The sequence below is a fragment of the Sphingomonas horti genome, from assembly GCF_009753715.1.
Lineage (GTDB): Bacteria > Pseudomonadota > Alphaproteobacteria > Sphingomonadales > Sphingomonadaceae > Sphingomonas_B > Sphingomonas_B horti.
In genome coordinates, this window is record NZ_WQMS01000011.1 from 1 (window position 1) to 14855 (window position 14855).

Annotated in this window: 13 protein-coding genes; 7 read left to right on the plus strand and 6 right to left on the minus strand. The window is 60.7% G+C overall.

The window, feature by feature from the left end:
* Positions 1–345: 345 nt before the first annotated feature.
* A complete protein-coding gene (locus GON01_RS17345) occupies positions 346–1620 on the minus strand; it encodes an aspartyl protease family protein (protein WP_198159820.1) in 1275 nt (424 codons plus the stop codon).
* A gap of 105 nt (positions 1621–1725) precedes the next feature.
* Between GON01_RS17345 and GON01_RS09260 the strand changes: the two genes are divergently transcribed.
* The 3 genes from GON01_RS09260 to GON01_RS09270 all read left to right on the plus strand — a co-directional run bounded on the left by GON01_RS09260 (position 1726) and on the right by GON01_RS09270 (position 3306).
* On the plus strand, positions 1726–2274 hold the full coding sequence (locus tag GON01_RS09260; protein WP_198159821.1) for a DUF2975 domain-containing protein: 549 nt from the start codon (positions 1726–1728) through the stop codon (positions 2272–2274).
* A 1-nt stretch (position 2275) separates the two neighbouring features.
* A complete protein-coding gene (locus GON01_RS09265; RefSeq protein ID WP_181600271.1) occupies positions 2276–2491 on the plus strand; it encodes a helix-turn-helix domain-containing protein in 216 nt (71 codons plus the stop codon).
* Between the two features lie 134 nt (positions 2492–2625).
* Positions 2626–3306, plus strand: coding sequence for an HAD hydrolase-like protein (locus GON01_RS09270; RefSeq protein ID WP_157027103.1), 681 nt, complete (start codon positions 2626–2628; stop codon positions 3304–3306).
* Between the two features lie 47 nt (positions 3307–3353).
* On the opposite strand, the gene GON01_RS09275 is transcribed toward GON01_RS09270, so the two are convergent.
* Complete coding sequence (locus GON01_RS09275; protein WP_157027104.1) at positions 3354–5396, minus strand: S9 family peptidase; 2043 nt, start codon at positions 5394–5396, stop codon at positions 3354–3356.
* A gap of 18 nt (positions 5397–5414) precedes the next feature.
* Positions 5415–6101, minus strand: coding sequence for a DJ-1/PfpI family protein (locus tag GON01_RS09280; protein WP_157027105.1), 687 nt, complete (start codon positions 6099–6101; stop codon positions 5415–5417).
* A 67-nt stretch (positions 6102–6168) separates the two neighbouring features.
* On the opposite strand from GON01_RS09280, the gene GON01_RS09285 reads away from it, so the two are divergent.
* Positions 6169–7131, plus strand: coding sequence for a GlxA family transcriptional regulator (locus GON01_RS09285; protein ID WP_157027106.1), 963 nt, complete (start codon positions 6169–6171; stop codon positions 7129–7131).
* On the opposite strand, the gene GON01_RS09290 is transcribed toward GON01_RS09285, so the two are convergent.
* Positions 7118–8284 carry a diaminopropionate ammonia-lyase gene (locus GON01_RS09290; protein WP_157027107.1) on the minus strand — a complete coding sequence of 389 codons (1167 nt, stop codon included), beginning with the start codon at positions 8282–8284 and terminating at the stop codon, positions 7118–7120. The genes GON01_RS09285 and GON01_RS09290 overlap by 14 nt on opposite strands.
* 3 nt (positions 8285–8287) lie before the next feature.
* Positions 8288–10423 carry a TonB-dependent receptor gene (locus tag GON01_RS09295; RefSeq protein ID WP_181600272.1) on the minus strand — a complete coding sequence of 712 codons (2136 nt, stop codon included), beginning with the start codon at positions 10421–10423 and terminating at the stop codon, positions 8288–8290.
* A 247-nt stretch (positions 10424–10670) separates the two neighbouring features.
* Between GON01_RS09295 and GON01_RS09300 the strand changes: the two genes are divergently transcribed.
* From GON01_RS09300 to GON01_RS09310, 3 genes are all read left to right on the plus strand, one after another.
* On the plus strand, positions 10671–11471 hold the full coding sequence (locus GON01_RS09300) for a DJ-1/PfpI family protein (RefSeq protein ID WP_157027109.1): 801 nt from the start codon (positions 10671–10673) through the stop codon (positions 11469–11471).
* Between the two features lie 248 nt (positions 11472–11719).
* A complete protein-coding gene (locus GON01_RS09305) occupies positions 11720–13159 on the plus strand; it encodes a nitrilase-related carbon-nitrogen hydrolase (protein WP_181600273.1) in 1440 nt (479 codons plus the stop codon).
* 117 nt (positions 13160–13276) lie between these two features.
* The gene (locus tag GON01_RS09310; RefSeq protein ID WP_157027111.1) at positions 13277–14041 is read left to right on the plus strand and encodes a helix-turn-helix transcriptional regulator; all 765 of its coding nucleotides are present in this window, start codon (positions 13277–13279) and stop codon (positions 14039–14041) included.
* A gap of 26 nt (positions 14042–14067) precedes the next feature.
* Here the strand turns inward: GON01_RS09310 and GON01_RS09315 are convergent, their stop codons facing one another.
* Positions 14068–14796 (minus strand): CPBP family intramembrane glutamic endopeptidase, encoded by a 729-nt coding sequence (locus tag GON01_RS09315; protein WP_157027112.1) that lies wholly within the window; start codon positions 14794–14796, stop codon positions 14068–14070.
* Between the last annotated feature and the right edge of the window lie 59 nt (positions 14797–14855).

Consider the following 14855-nt stretch of genomic DNA (forward strand, 5'->3'; position numbering starts at 1 on the left):
CCTCTCGTGCGTGGACGCTTCGACAGCAACCACACTTTGGCACTCAGATGCCGGGAGCGGGAGCCATCCACCCCATCTGCTTTTGAAAATGCGAAACCCCCGGCTCATGTCCGGAATGGGCGCGAACCAGCCGAACCTCGGCCGTAGACGATTTCGGGCTGCTCCATTTGGTCGATGGCGCCGGCGACAGGATTATCAACGCTTACCGCAAACGATCTAAGGGATTGCACGCTCTGAGGGACAGCCTATCTGATCGAGAGCCGGTGAAGAGAACGAGTTGGACATCGTGTCCTACCATTTGTGATCGCCAGCGCGACTATCGGTCAGAGCCCGCGCGTCGAAACGTCACGCAGGAGCGTCGACCTCCAGTGTCATGGCCTGAAAGTCTAAGGTCACCTTTTCGAAGACGCGCAGGAGGTCGGCACCCAATACGCCATAACGATCTTCTTCTCCTGGCGTCGGCTCGTTTTCGATATCGAGCGAGGAAAGTTTTGCCTCGACCTTACCGATGCGGATTGGAACCTGTTGGATCCTTTGACGGCGCACCCGCTCGACACCCCCGGCTCCAGCCCGGCCGGATTCAAGTCGCTGAGCCCCCTTGAGCTCTGGATGCTCACGCGCGAAGCGGACGGAGAGCAAAGAGCTGTTCGCCCCGGTGTCGAGAAACAGGGGGTGCTCCTTTCCTGCGATCGCGACGACAGCATAGGGATTGCTGCCGCTCATGCGCAGCTTTGCTGCCGTCACGGCCACAGGTTGCGGAGGTTCGACACGAAAGCTGTCGGCTCGCTCAAAACTGAAGCGCCCAATCGCCCTGAGTACAGGGAGTCCAATGATCGCCTCGATCCGATAACCGCCCGGCACTGGAAAGGTCAGCGCCTCATCCTCCATGACGAGGAAGACCACATTCGACAGCACCGCGCCGGCAACCTCAAGACGGTCCGCAATTCCGATGCGGACGGCGACGCCGCCCCCGAGCGAGTTGCCAACATCTGCATCGCCTTCCATCATCCGCACGCCAAGCCGGCGGGCGGTGCTGGCACTGACGACCGACAAATTGGCTCCGGTATCGATCACAGCCTCTTGCACACTAGTGCCAAGCCTGATCGGCATGCGGATCAATCCCACCTTGTCGCGATCAATCGGAACGGGTGCACCCGAACCGCGATCCAGAAGCGCTTGCGGCGGAACCTTGGTAAGCAATTCCGCGATCCGCTTGAGCCGCTCAATAGCCTCGGTCTCATCCGCCGTTCTCGAGCCGGGTGCCGCCAGTATGTTTGCGGCGTGCCGGGCCGCCTCGCTGTAGCGACCCGCAAAGAAGGCACCTTCGGCCGCCATGGTATGTGCTCGCTCCAGCCGCTTCGGCCGCGCATCGCCGCTCTCGAAATAGCGGGCGAGCGCCTCCTTGGAATCTTTGTCCCGCAAGAGCGCTGCAGCTCGCTGCGCCTCCAGCAGCGCCCGGTCCGACGTGCTGATCTGCCCTTGCCGGAGCAGCGTTTCGATCAGGCTCAGATCGCCAATTCGGCTTCCATCAAGAGCCTCCAGCACGCGGTCTGCGGAGGCTTCGGCGGGACGAGCCGCGACCTGATCCGCCCGCGCGATCGCTGCGGGTGCCGTTATCACGGTGAATACAGCAAAGCCGGAGATAAGGGCGGTCCCCCTTCGCGTGCGATGTGGCTTGCTCGACAAGACTAAGTCCCTTACTTGCTGTATAGCGAATCAATATTATTGTTTTACGATATTTTGTTGATGAATGGCAATATGCAATCTTCTGAGCTCACCTCTGCCGCGCGCCGCCTGCGCATGGGTGCCATTTTCTCGCTGGTTCTCGTCGTGGGAAGCGCACTCTATGCCGGAGCGGCGTGGTTTCTCGGCCTCGATCCGGATGGTGCCATTCAAGTAACCTTTGGCGGCCCAGGCAACCAGCAGGCTCGTTTCGTCGCGGTTGTGAGCGGCGCCTTGTTTGCTCTCGGGCTACAGCGCCTCATCCGGATGCTTGGCAGGATGGGACAAGGCGAGCGCTTCACCAGCCGCAACATTGGCGATCTGCGCGGCTTCACCTTCTATGTGCTGATCTCGGCGATCGTCTCGATCCTGTTGCCGATTGCGCTCTCTCTGATCGCCGCCCTGAGCGCTGGCGCGGGCGAGCGTCGTGTTACATTCACATTCGACGGCGGAGATTTCTTCGCTCTGCTGGTCAGCGCATTGCTATTCTTTGTCGTGCGGTTGCTCGGAGAGGCGCAGCGTCTTTCCGAAGAAGCGGCGCAGATCATCTGACGTGGCGATCATCGTTCGCCTCGACGTGATGCTCGCACGCCGCAAAGCCAGGTCCAAGGATCTCGCAGCCTTTATTGGCATAACCGAGGCCAATTTGTCGCTGCTGAAATCTGGTCGGGTGAAGGGCATACGGTTCGAGACACTCGACAGGATCTGCGAATATCTTGACTGCCAGCCTGGTGACATTCTCGAGCACGAGCCTGATGCAGAGGCATGATGGCTCGCTCCCCGTAAGAGGCTTCGGGCCATTTCGCCGTTGCTGGAAGATCACGCGGGAAAGCAGCCCGATCATTCAATCGCGAGCAGTCGGACTTCGACTAAAGAGTCGATCGTGTGAGCCAAGGGCCGGTGATGAAATCCAAATTCCGCCTCGCCATATTCGACTTCGACGGAACACTCGCCGACAGCTTGAGCTGGTTCCGCAGCACGGTGCAGTCCGGCGCCGAGCGGTTCGGCTATCGCCGCACGGGCGATGCCGAGCTTGAAGCGCTGCGCGGCCTCTCGACGCGAGAAGTTGTCCGGGCGTTAGGCGTGCCGTCGTGGCGGATGCCGCAGTTGGCGCGTCATTTCCGGTATGAAGCTGCGCGAAGCGCGCACCGTATTCGGATGTTTCCCGGCGCACGCGAAGCGTTGCTCACGCTCGTCGACCACGGCGTAAAAGTTGCCATTGTCAGCTCAAACGCCGAGGAAAACGTGCGCTCCGTGATCGGTCGCGACATGGCTACCCGGATCTTTGGCTTTGAATGCGGCGCTTCGTTGTTCGGAAAGGCCGCCCGGCTGCGACGTGTGATCCGATCTGCAGAGATCAGCGCGCAACAGGCGATCATGATTGGGGATGAAGATCGGGATATCGAAGCGGCAAGAGCGGCCCGCATCGTTTCAGGTGCCGTAACTTGGGGCTATGCGACGCGTCCCGCACTTGAGGCAGCCGAACCGGATCTCGTTTTCGACAGCTTCGCCTCTCTGGTCCGGCAGATCACTGACGCCGTGCCCATTTTCCGCCACCTCGAGCCTGGGGGCAGAGGCGATTAGGGCATGGCGCAGTGCAATCCAAGTCTACGGCCAGCTGTGTTGAACGACTAGTGCGCGCTTTGTGCAGCGTCGGTCAGACCCGGCACGGCCTGCTGCCCCTGCAAGATCTGCATAGAAGAGGCACTCACGGCAGACCCGACTGGCTCGGCGCGACCACGCAGACAAGATTTCAAGAAATTTTCGGCAACGGCAGCAAACCCGATCACGTTTTCCGGGCGTGCAAGACCATGACCTTCGTCGGGAAACAGAAGATAGGTTACGGGGATCTTATGAGCCGTCATTGCTTGCGCGATCTGATCGGACTCGACGCGCGGTACGCGCGGGTCGTTTGCGCCCTGGGCAATAAGCAGCGGCATGCGGATGGCTCCCGCTTGGAAAAGCGGTGAACGTTCGTGCAGCAGCGCCTGGCCTTCAGGCGTCGTGGGATCGCCGACGCGCTTGTAGAGCTGACGCTTCAGCGACTCCCAATAAGGTGGAGTCGCAGCGAGAAGCGACAGCAGGTTGGAAGGTCCCACCACATCCACCCCGCACGCAAAAACGTCGGGCGTGAAGCTCAGGCCAGCGAGCGTCGCGTAGCCGCCATAGGAGCCCCCCATGATCGCGATCCGGTCCTTTTTGGCGACACCAGTTGATGTTGCCCATGTCACCGCATCCAGCAGGTCCTGTTGCATCTTGCCGCCCCATTCCCGGTCGCCTGCGGAGATGAACGACTTCCCGAAGCCCGAGGACCCGCGAAAGTTGACGCTGAGAACCGCATAGCCCCGGTTGGCGAGCCATTGATGGTAGGAATCATAGCCATAGCTGTCGCGAAGCCATGGCCCGCCATGTACCAGCAGCACCATTGGGAGCGCCACGTCTGGTCGGCCGTCTTGGTCGCGATCGCTGCCCGGCGGTAAAGTCAGATACGAGACGAGTGTCAGACCATCGCGCGCGCGCAACTCCAATGGCTTCATGGGTGCAAGCGCGAGCCCATCCAGTGCCGGGCGGCTCGCAAAGGCCTTCCTCAGGTCCTTGGTCCGGCGATCGAAAATATAGGTCATTGGGGAGGCAGCGACAGGATCGACTTCGATGGTCCAAAGGGCGTCACCGAGCGTTCGCGAGGTGATGTTGAACTGGCCACCGAGCTTGGTTTTGATCAGCGCCAGATCAGCCGCGACGCCCGTCTCGAGCGCAGTCCATTCGCTCCGCAAATAGTTGGTACGATAAGCCTGCGCCCTGCCCGTAACAGGATCGGCGAGCATTGGATCAACGAGGATGTTTCCTACATCGGCCCGGCTGTCCTGAGCGATGACCGTCATTCGGCCGCTTGCCACATCCTGCGCCACGAGGGCGGCCTTGTCGCGGTCGCGGGAATCAACCCAATAAAGCGTCCGACCGTCGGCTGTGAAGGACAGTGGCCGCGAGGTCATGGAGTCATCAAGGCCAAAGGAAAGAAACGGAGCTGCCGCCAAGCGATCGCCTGTGATCTGGAAATAGTCGGTGCCACCATCGGCGCGGGCGCGCGCAGCCAGACGCAGCTGGAGCGATCGGTCCGCCGTGAAGCCAGAAAATCCCTCGTTCTTCAGAACCAGCGTAAGCGCACCAGTCGCAAGGTTCAGGCTGTAGACATCGTGCCAGCGTGGGTCGCGATTGTTGAGGCCGATCAATATTCGATCGTGTACCTGATTGCTGATCGCGACGATCTGAGCTCTCGTCTTGTCGAACGGCGTCAGCGAGCGTTGGTCGCCGGTAGCCACGTCGACACTGTAAAGACGGTAATTCTCGTCGCCGCCCTTGTCGTTGATGTAGAGAAGAGTCCTGGAATCCGGCCCCCAGTCGTAATGCTCAATTGGCCGGCCGACTTCGCTGGTAACGACGCGAGCATTGGCCAGATCGTCGGACCCTGCGACCCAAAGGTTAAGCACCCCGTCGCTCGGGGCAATCCAGGCCAGCCATTTGCCATCAGGGCTGAGGCGCGCGTCTAACGACGTGGGATTCCCGAACAGTTTTGTCCGCTCGATTAGTGGCAGGTCGGGGACGCTCGCCAGTGCCATGGCGCTCGGCGCCGATAGCGCTGCTGCCGCACAAGAGATCATCAAACGAAAACGCATGAATACTTCTCCAGCAGATTATTTCGAAGGGCAGGATGCGGACCCCAGCCTCCCACGGAACGCACTGGCTAGCCGGTGGCACTCAGCCAGAATCTCCGGCGAGGCCTCCTCTGGCCGCCCGCAAGCAAATGGCGGCTCGGGCGCGTACTCGAGCAGGAGCTGGATGGCCTGAGCGGTGGTTCGGCTCGCGAGCTCGGCGGCACAAACCAGTGCAAAGTCGACCCCGGCGGTCACGCCGGCAGCGGTGATGAACTTGCCGTCGCGAACAATTCGCGCCGGCTCAGGAATTGCGCCGTACGCACTTAGCGCCTCACGACGTGCCCAATGACAGGCACTGCGCCGACCCTGCAGGAGACCCGCCGCAGCGAGCACCAGCGATCCGGTGCAAACCGAGGTCACAAAGCGTGCGCCCTTGGCCAACCGTCGGACATGTTTCAGACATTCAGGCTTGAGCACCGGAGCCTGATCGAAGCCCCCTGGAATGCAGAGCAGGTCGCAACAAACGATATCGCCGAGCCTTTGCGTGCCCCTCAATGTGAGGCCGAGTTCGGTTCGGACGTCTCCCCCGGAAGGGCTGGCCAGGCGCACGCCAGCCCCCGGCAGCCGTGCAAAGACCTCGTACGGGCCCGCGAAATCGAGATGCGTCATGCCTGGATAGAGGATGAACAGGATTTCCGCCCCAGCCGTCGCTTCGGTTGCACTCATGGCGAGGTGTTTGCAGCATCGCCGCAAAGGCCTAAAGGACGTTGTTCCGGCTATTCAGGACGCCACCATGACCAAGGTCGCCTTTTTGCTGTTTGATGGCTTCCAGATCCTCGATTTGACCGGGCCTGCTGCCGCGTTCGAGATCGCCGGTCATTTCGGTGCTGATTACTCCCTCATTATGGTGGCAACGGCTGGCGAGCGAATACGCAGCTCTGGGGGGATCACGGTAGAAGTCGCCCCGTTGGACGACGCGCGCGATTGTGAGGTCATCTTTGTTCCGGGCGCCAACCGGGCGTGGGAAGCGGCGCAGGACGGAGAGTTGATCGAGGCCCTTCGTTCAGCAGCGGATTCCGGGCGACGCGTCGCCAGCGTCTGTTCAGGGGCGTTCATCCTGGCAGCTGCAGGCTTGCTCGAGGGGCGCCGCGCTGCGACACATTGGCAGGCCGTGGGTGAATTGAAGCGCCGTCACCCGAACGTCACGGTCGATGCCGACAGCATCTTTGTCGAAGATCGTGGCATCTGGACGTCCGCAGGCGTTGCGGCGGGCATCGACCTGGCGCTCGGCATGATCTCCCGGGATTATGGCGACGACGTTGCCCGCAAGGTCGCGCAGAAGATGGTGGTCTATCACCGAAGACCGGGAACTCAGTCTCAGCATTCCGAACTTCTCGAGCTTGTCACTCCCGATAACCGCTTTGGGCCCCTGTTGGCCTGGGCACGCGCCCATCTGACCGAGCCGCTGAACGTGGAGCAGCTTGCAGAGCGAGCAAGGTTGAGTGTCCGACAGTTTACTCGCTCGTTCACTCAATCAATGGGGCTGCCGCCGGCAAAGGCCATCCAGCGGCTGAGGATCGAGCATGCCCGTGCGATGATCGAAACGGCTGCCGGTTCGATGGAGGAAATCGCTCGCAGAAGCGGATTCGGTAGCGCCGAGCGCATGCGGCGCGCATTCATCAAAACAACCGGGCAGCCACCGCAGTCGGTTCGAAGAAGTGCAGTGCGGCCCTCGCGACCGGCTAGGGCTCGTTAGCGACGACCACATGCCCAAGCCGACGGCCGGCACGCACCTCCGCGCCAGATCTTCCGACGAGCTGAGTGTAGAGATCGGGATCAGTGTCCGCTTCTGTCCCGAAGCACAGAATGTGCGAGGTGCAATCAATCCCGACCTGCCGCCGCAGCACTGGATCGGAAGCGCATTTGAGAAACGCTGCAAGTCCAGCCGTTGCCGATTCTCCAGCAACGATAGGCAAAGCGCCTCCGTCGCCGCTGGCAAGCTCGCGCATCATGCTGATGGCCGATTCATCGTGGATGGTGCTGAAGTGCGCTGCTCCCAGAGAAAGGATGTCCCACGCTACCAGCGACACCTCTCCACAGGCGAGACCAGCCATCACGGTTTGGGGCTGGCGTTCAATGCGCACCGGTCTCCCGGCGCGCGCTGAAGCGAAGAGGCAGGCGGCACCTTCCGGCTCGACCACGATCAATCGAGGCCTGCTTGTGCCGAAACTCTCCCACAAGTCCGCACAGACTGCGGCTGCCAGGCCGCCTACTCCTCCCTGCACGAATACATGACTTGGGCGATACTGTGCGTGTCGAACCTCGTGGATCATCACGGAGTAGCCCTGCATGACTTCGCAGGGGATATCCGAATAGCCTGGGTACGACGTGTCTGAAACGACGATCCACCCAGATTGCGCGGCGTCGGCAGCTGCCGCCCTCACCGCATCATCGTAATTGCCATTCACCCGCCTGATCTCCGCGCCGAACGCAGCGATCGCTCGCTCGCGCTCGGTGCTCACCTCGCGGTGCAGATAAACCAGGCAGCGACAACCGATCCCGCTGGCCTTCCATGCAACCGACCGGCCGTGATTTCCGTCCGTCGCGCAACAGACAACCAGGTCTTGTGGGCGCTCCCGCGCCTCTGCGAGACGCGCCAGCGCATAGGCGCCGCCAAGCGCCTTGAAGCTTCCAAGCCCGAAGCGTTCTCCCTCATTTTTGTAGGCGAGCCGCTCCACACCAGCCCGTGCTGCAAGGTGCGGAAGGTCGACCAGTGGCGTTGGAGCATAGCCCGGCCAGGACTGAATTGCTCGAATGGCGGCCCGTCCCTTCTCAAGGGATAGGTATGTCTTCAAACGGTCCGGATATTCCTCTCCAATAAGCGTCCGAGGATTGTCGAAAACGTACATCTGTCAAAAGCTGAACTTAAGGTCGACGCCATAGGTTCGCGGAGCACCAAGCAAGTGGAATTGAGAACCGCCGAAAATCGCCACCGGTAGATCGCCGATGAAATCGACCTTATAGTCAGCCTTGGTCAGGTTTCGTACCCAGATCGAAACGTCCGCGCCGTTTGAGAGCGCCAGGCCCAAACGCCCGTTCACGATACCATAATCGGGCTGGTAGCCGCCGGGCCTTGTGTTCGCAAAATCCAGGAAATAGCCGCTTTTTCGGTTCCATTCGGCATGGGCATACAGCTCTCCCAATCCGGTCATCTCGGTTCGGTAATCGGCTCCCACAGACATGCTGGTTCTGGGCGCCAGCGGCATTTTGTTGCCGCTCAAGTCCAGCCCGCCACCACCTGCGCCTGCCCCGGGAATGACGAAGTTCTCATAAGTGGCATCGTTATATGCGAAGTTGCCAAACAGGCTCCATTCTCGAGAAGGGCGGGCGATGGCCTCGAGTTCGATGCCCTTGCTGACCGCCTTTTTCGCATTTCGGAAAAGCGGCGTCGTTCCTTCAAACCCGCGCACCTGCAGGTTGCGGTAATCGATGTAGAAGCCGATGACGTTCAACGTCAGCCGCTTCTCGAGCCATTCCGACTTGATGCCGAGCTCATAGCTATCGGCGACTTCGGCGGCGAAGGTCGGCTCTGACACTCGTGCATCATTGAATCCGCCGCTCTTATTGCCGCGTCCCCAGGAAGCATACAGCAGGACGTCACTGGTTGGACGATAGGACAGTGTCGCCATGGGTGAGACTTGCGTATCGTCGAGATCGAGGTCGGTCAGATCCGTTCCGACAGGGACTAATCCGACGCCAGGAATATTGACCGTTGTTCCGACGGACCCGAGGGTGCTCTTTTCCTCGCGCGTAACCCGAAGGCCTGTTTCGACGGTGATCGCCCGGGTCAGATCCAGTGCCACGGTTCCAAAGGCGGCGAAGCTGTCGACCGAGTTACGGAAATCGATGTCAACTGATGCACCTCCGCCAGGCGGCAGTCCCACCAGCTCAGGGCCAAGTTGCTCGTTCTGCAGGACCCGCTGATCACGGGTGTAGTAATAGGCACCTGCCATCCAGCGAAAGGGGCCAGTTGACGACGAGGTGAGGCGCACCTCCTGGCTGAATTGTCGAACCCTGCTGTCGATCTGGTCGTGAATGATGAGAAGGTCGGAGGAGTCCGTGTCGATGTTGAGCGCTTGGTTGAGCCGGCGGAGACCGGTGACCGAACTCAGCGTGGCTGGGCCGAGATCAAGCTCGAGCAGAGCAGTCAGACCTTTCGATGTCGATCGGCTCGGCTTGAAAAAGTCGGTGTCCTGCCGACGAGTATATCCGTCCGTCCCCGCGCGTTTAGCGAACGGCCCAATGAAATATTCCAGGGTGACATTGGTAAAGTGGCTTCTGGCATAGTCGCCGATCAGCGTGATGCTCAGCGGCTCGACGGGACGAAACAGGATCGAAGCTCTGACAGCCTCACGATTGCGCGCCCCAAAGGTCCCTCCGGAAACGCGCTCGGAATAGCCATCCTGCTCCTCATGCGCGGCGGCAAGCCGGACCGATATCTTATCGGCCAACAAGGGACCGGAGATTGCCCCCTGCAGTCGGAATGCATCGTAATTGCCGATGCCGGATTCGACATACCCCTCAAGTTCGTGCGTCGGTCTGCGCGTCGTATAGCTAATGGCTCCGGCTAGAGTGTTGCGGCCCCAGATAACGCCCTGAGGGCCCCGGATGACCTCGATCTGCTGGACGTCAAATACGAGATCGTCGAGGCTTCCTTCAGGCATGAACACGCCGTCGAGGAATTGGCTGACTGGCTGTTCGGCGATACTGCCACCCTTAGCCGGGCTCGATATTCCTCGGATCGCGACAACACTCGTGCCGACAAGGCCGTCCGGCGCAACCAGGTTCGGTATCGAGGACGCGAGATCGGAGAACTCGCGTACCGCGCTCCGCTCGAGATACTCGCCCGAGAAGGCGTTTACCTGTGCAGGCGTATCTTGAAGCCGGGTCTCGCGCTTGGTGGCCGTGACGACAATGTCCACCTCGGTGTCTGCCGCTGCCGGCGCTGCGGTTTGTGCACTTAGCGTTGTCGCCGCAAGCAACAGCATTGCGCCTGCGCAGCTGTATCGACCTTGTGTCATTCGCCTTCGCCCCCTCATGTGACAGCCCTCCAGTTCGGAACGGTGCTGGTGGCGGGGTTATTGCGGGTGGATAGGAAGGCCTAAAGGACGTTCTTCCAGCCTTTTCGGCCATCCAAGGCGCATACGTCCTGAAACGTTGGAACTATGTCCTTCAGGACATTGGTCGCTGTCAGTATGGCGCGTCGAAATCATCGCCAATCGCAGGAATAGTTTCATGATTGACCGACGCACACTGATCGGCGGCGCTGTCGCAACAGCGGCTCTGATGCCGGCCATGGCAAAAGCTTCTGGAGCGGACCCCAAAGCCATTCTGGAGAAACTTCCGGAACTCCGTCTAACCGGCAACGAGCAGATTGCCATGCTGCTTTACCCGGGCCTCACGGCGCTCGATTTCGTAGGCCCGTACCACTTCCTTGCGGGCATGCCGGGAGCCAAGGTACACCTGGTTACAAATCAGCCTGACCTGAGGCCCGTTCCGAGCGATCTCGGCATGGCGATCCAACCCACTGTCACCATGGCTGATTGTCCCGCTGACCTGACTGTCCTGTTCACGCCGGGAGGAACCTCGGGCACGCTCGCCGCTGCCCGTGACGAAAACACAATCGCGTTCATGCGCGACCGGGCTTCACGGGCTAAGTTCGTAACGAGCGTCTGCACCGGGTCATTGATTCTGGGTGTCGCCGGCGTCCTGCAGGGCAAGCGCGCGACGTCCCATTGGTCGGTCGTCCCTCTGCTTACTCAGTTCGGCGCGAAGCCCGAACAGCGCCGCGTCGTGAGGGACGGCAATGTCATCACCGGCGCCGGTGTGTCGGCGGGCATGGACTTCGGCGCGTCGCTGGTAGCAGAACTACGCGGAGCTCCTCTCGCGGAAGCCGGCACCTTGATGGCTGAATATGCGCCTGAGCCACCGTTTCCGGGCGGTACACTGGCCACGGCGCGACCGGAGATCGCCGAGCTACTCACGGCATCACTCGAGCCGTTCGTAAAGGACGCGACCTCCCTACGCATTCGCTGATGCGTGTTGCTTGCACAACGAGCAGGTCACAACTGCCTCACCGCCGTTCGCCACGCAGATATGGGAAATCAGCTCACCGCTGCTTGTCCAGGATCCTCGAAATGCTCGATTCAACGCGTTCCTTGACCAGCGCGCGGCCGGTTCCGAAGGCTCGCTCGGGACCACGGAATTTTGACCGTTGCCGGAACTGGACCACCGCGCTCGCTACGCCGTCTGCCGAGAGAATTGCGTGCCTGGTTCTCGGGAGTGTGCTGACCGCCTTCACCGTCGGCAATGCGATGTTGGCGGTGGCTGCATGGCTGGCGCCGACCTTCATGCTCCGATTCGTCAGAACGTCGCGGCTCGCCCCGGGTATCTACCTCGGAACATTTGGACTGATCTGTGCCCACGCCGTCGCCTGGGACGGTGTCCTGCCCTTCCAGGGCGCGTTCTATTATGCTGTCGTCGCTGGCGTCGGCCTCACCCTGTTCTTGCCGTTCATTGTTGATCGGCTTTTCTGCGAACACGCCAGCGGCCTCGTGCGAGCTTTCATATTCCCCGCAGCGCTTACGGCGGTGGAGTATCTGTTTAGCCAGCTCGGCAACGGCAGTTGGGGTGCGGTCGCATACTCTCAATATGGCAATCTCGCGCTGAACCAGATCGTCTCGGTCACAGGCCTCTGGGGAATCTCTTTCCTGACCGGCTGGTTTGCCTCTGTGTTCAACGATCTTTGGGAATGCCGGGGATCAGGAGCTCAGGCGCGCCGGAGAGCGGCAGCGTTCGGCGCAGCCTTGGCGCTCGTTCTGGTGGGTGGTGGGCTGCGGCTCACACTTGCTCCCGCTCAAACCCCCAGCGTGAGGATCGCGGGCATCGTCGTCGACAATATGGATGTTTTCCGAAACAGCTGGGGACCGCTCAGCTATGGCCAGACCTTATCCGAACAGGCAGCAGACCAGGTTCGCCCCAAGGCTGACGCGCTACTGAAAAGGCTGATCGCGCAAAGCCGTGCGGAAGCGCGCGCTGGCGCGAAGATCGTCGTGTGGTCGGAGGGGAATGCACTCGCGTTCAAGAAGGACGAACGAGAGCTTATCGCAGCGGGCCAGCGCCTTGCGGCTGAGGAGAAGATCTACCTGTTCATGTCTGTCGCGACGATGCAGCCGGGCCATCCGCGCGCGGAAAACAAGATCATCGTTGTCGACCCGCAAGGACGTGTTCGCGCAACCTATCTGAAGAGCCATCCCACTCCGGGCGAAATGTCGATCCCAGGCGACGGCGTGATGGGTTTCCTCGAGACGCCTTACGGCACGCTCGCCTGGGCCATCTGCTACGATTACGATTACCCGGCGCTAATCCGCCAGGCAGCAGTAGCAGGCGCCGACATACTGATCGACCCCTCGTGGGAAGGGCCGGCGATGGCCCCGTTGCATTCCCAAATGGCATCGTTTCGCGCGATCGAGAACGGAGCTTCGCTCTTTCGTCCTGCCAATGGCGGCATGAGCCTGGCTGTTGACGCGCGAGGGCAAGTTCTCGCCGCACTGAGCGGCAGCGCAGCGGAAGGACCGCACCACACACTTGTCGCAAGTCTGCCTATTGAAGGCACTTGGACGATCTACGGTCATGCCGGCGACACTCTCCCTTGGATGGCGGCCGGATTCCTGTTGTTCGCCTTCATCACCGTGAGCCGGAAAGCTTCGCCGACACTGATTTAGCGAATGCTTCTGGGGGCGATCCCCGACAAATAGGCCTCACCCGACTGTCACGTGTCGCAGCTCGCTCGAGCGCGCGAAACTAAGTGCATCGCGTCCAGCTCTTCTCTAAGTGGCCCGATGTCGAAAGGCCAAGCTAAGATAGCCATATCACAAGGCTTAAGCGTCTGGGTGCTGGAAGCGCCTCAGGGGTTCGGCGACGCCGATTTTCATGCCCACCATGCTATCCAGATCACGGCCGGCCTGACAGGTCCGCTCGAGATCTCTTTGGAGCATGAAACGTTGACCGGCTCTGTGCTGGCAGTTGCAGCTGATGCCCGGCATCGATTTCGAGCCTCTGGGCTGCTCGTATTCATCTTCGTAGAACCGGAGAGCGGCCCTGGCCGAGCACTGACAGCAAATCTGTTGCGTGGTCGCGAGCTGTCGCCGGTCGCCAGTGCGGATATCTTAGAAATTCTAGCGCCTCTAACGATCACTTTCGAGCAGGCGCTCGGAAGCGATGACCTGCTGCGCGCCGGTCGCGCGGTGGTCGAGCTAATGATGCCTCACGATGAAGCGCCGATGCCAGACGCGCGAATACGGCGCGTCATCGAGCATGCCTCCAGACATATAGAAGGAGCGCTCAGCCTTTCGGACATGGCTCACCACCTGGCCCTGTCGCCAAGCCGTCTGCGCCATCTGTTCGTTGAGCAGACGGGCCTAGCCTTCAAAACCTATATTCTTTGGCTGCGGCTGGTACGGGCAATCGACATCTATTCGAAAGGCCAATCGCTGACCGAAGCAGCGCATGGTGCTGGCTTTTCGGACTCTGCGCACTTCAGTCGGGTGTTCCGCCGCACCTTCGGTCTTCCGGCAACGACGCTGAAGAGGGTCGTGCCGAACTAAGGCAGATGCCGCACAACCCGAGCCATCTAGAAGAAGGAATTGCCGAGATTGATGGCGTTATGGACCAGGATGGCCGGTGCCAGCGAGCCGGTGCGCTGCCGTAGCCATGCTAGCCCCGCACCCAGGAAAGCGGTCGTCGCAAAAGCGGGGAAATCGAGAGCGATTGCGCCATTCACAACACGCAAACCGTGACCTGCGGCGAACAGGAACGTAAGCGCCAACTCAGCGGCGCCAAACGATGCACCGGCGACAAGCCTGCTCGCTCCGAAAGCCCGCACGAACAAAGCCAGGAGCAAGCCACGCATAAATAGCTCTTCGTCCATCCCTGGCATCAGACTTTGGAAAAGAAGGCGCTCCACGGATGTGTCGGTGCCATCGTTGGCAATGGCCTCGAGCAGCCAAGCAAAGCCGCACAGGATAGCAGCCACGACGAGCGTTGATCGCACCGAACCGGGATTGAGCCCCAGAGAGAGGCCAACCTCACGCCAGGCCAGGGAGGGAATGATCCTTATCAGGAGAAGTGTGCCAAAGATTGCGCAGACCTTTCCAACCCAGTTCCATCTCAGATCAGAAAGCGATGCAACCATCCCTTGGGCTTCGCTGCTCAGGATAATGATCAGCCAATAGGCGGCGGTGCATGCCAGTCCGCCGAGCAGCGGCTTGAAGAGCACCGTCCGGCCACTCAAACGCAGGGTGAATGCGAACCCGATCACGATCCCGAAGTGAAGAAGGATCGTGGCAGCGATGTCGGTCATGAATCAGGGGCCGTCAGAAGATATATTCAATGAGAAGCAGCGTGAGGCGCGCGCGTTCG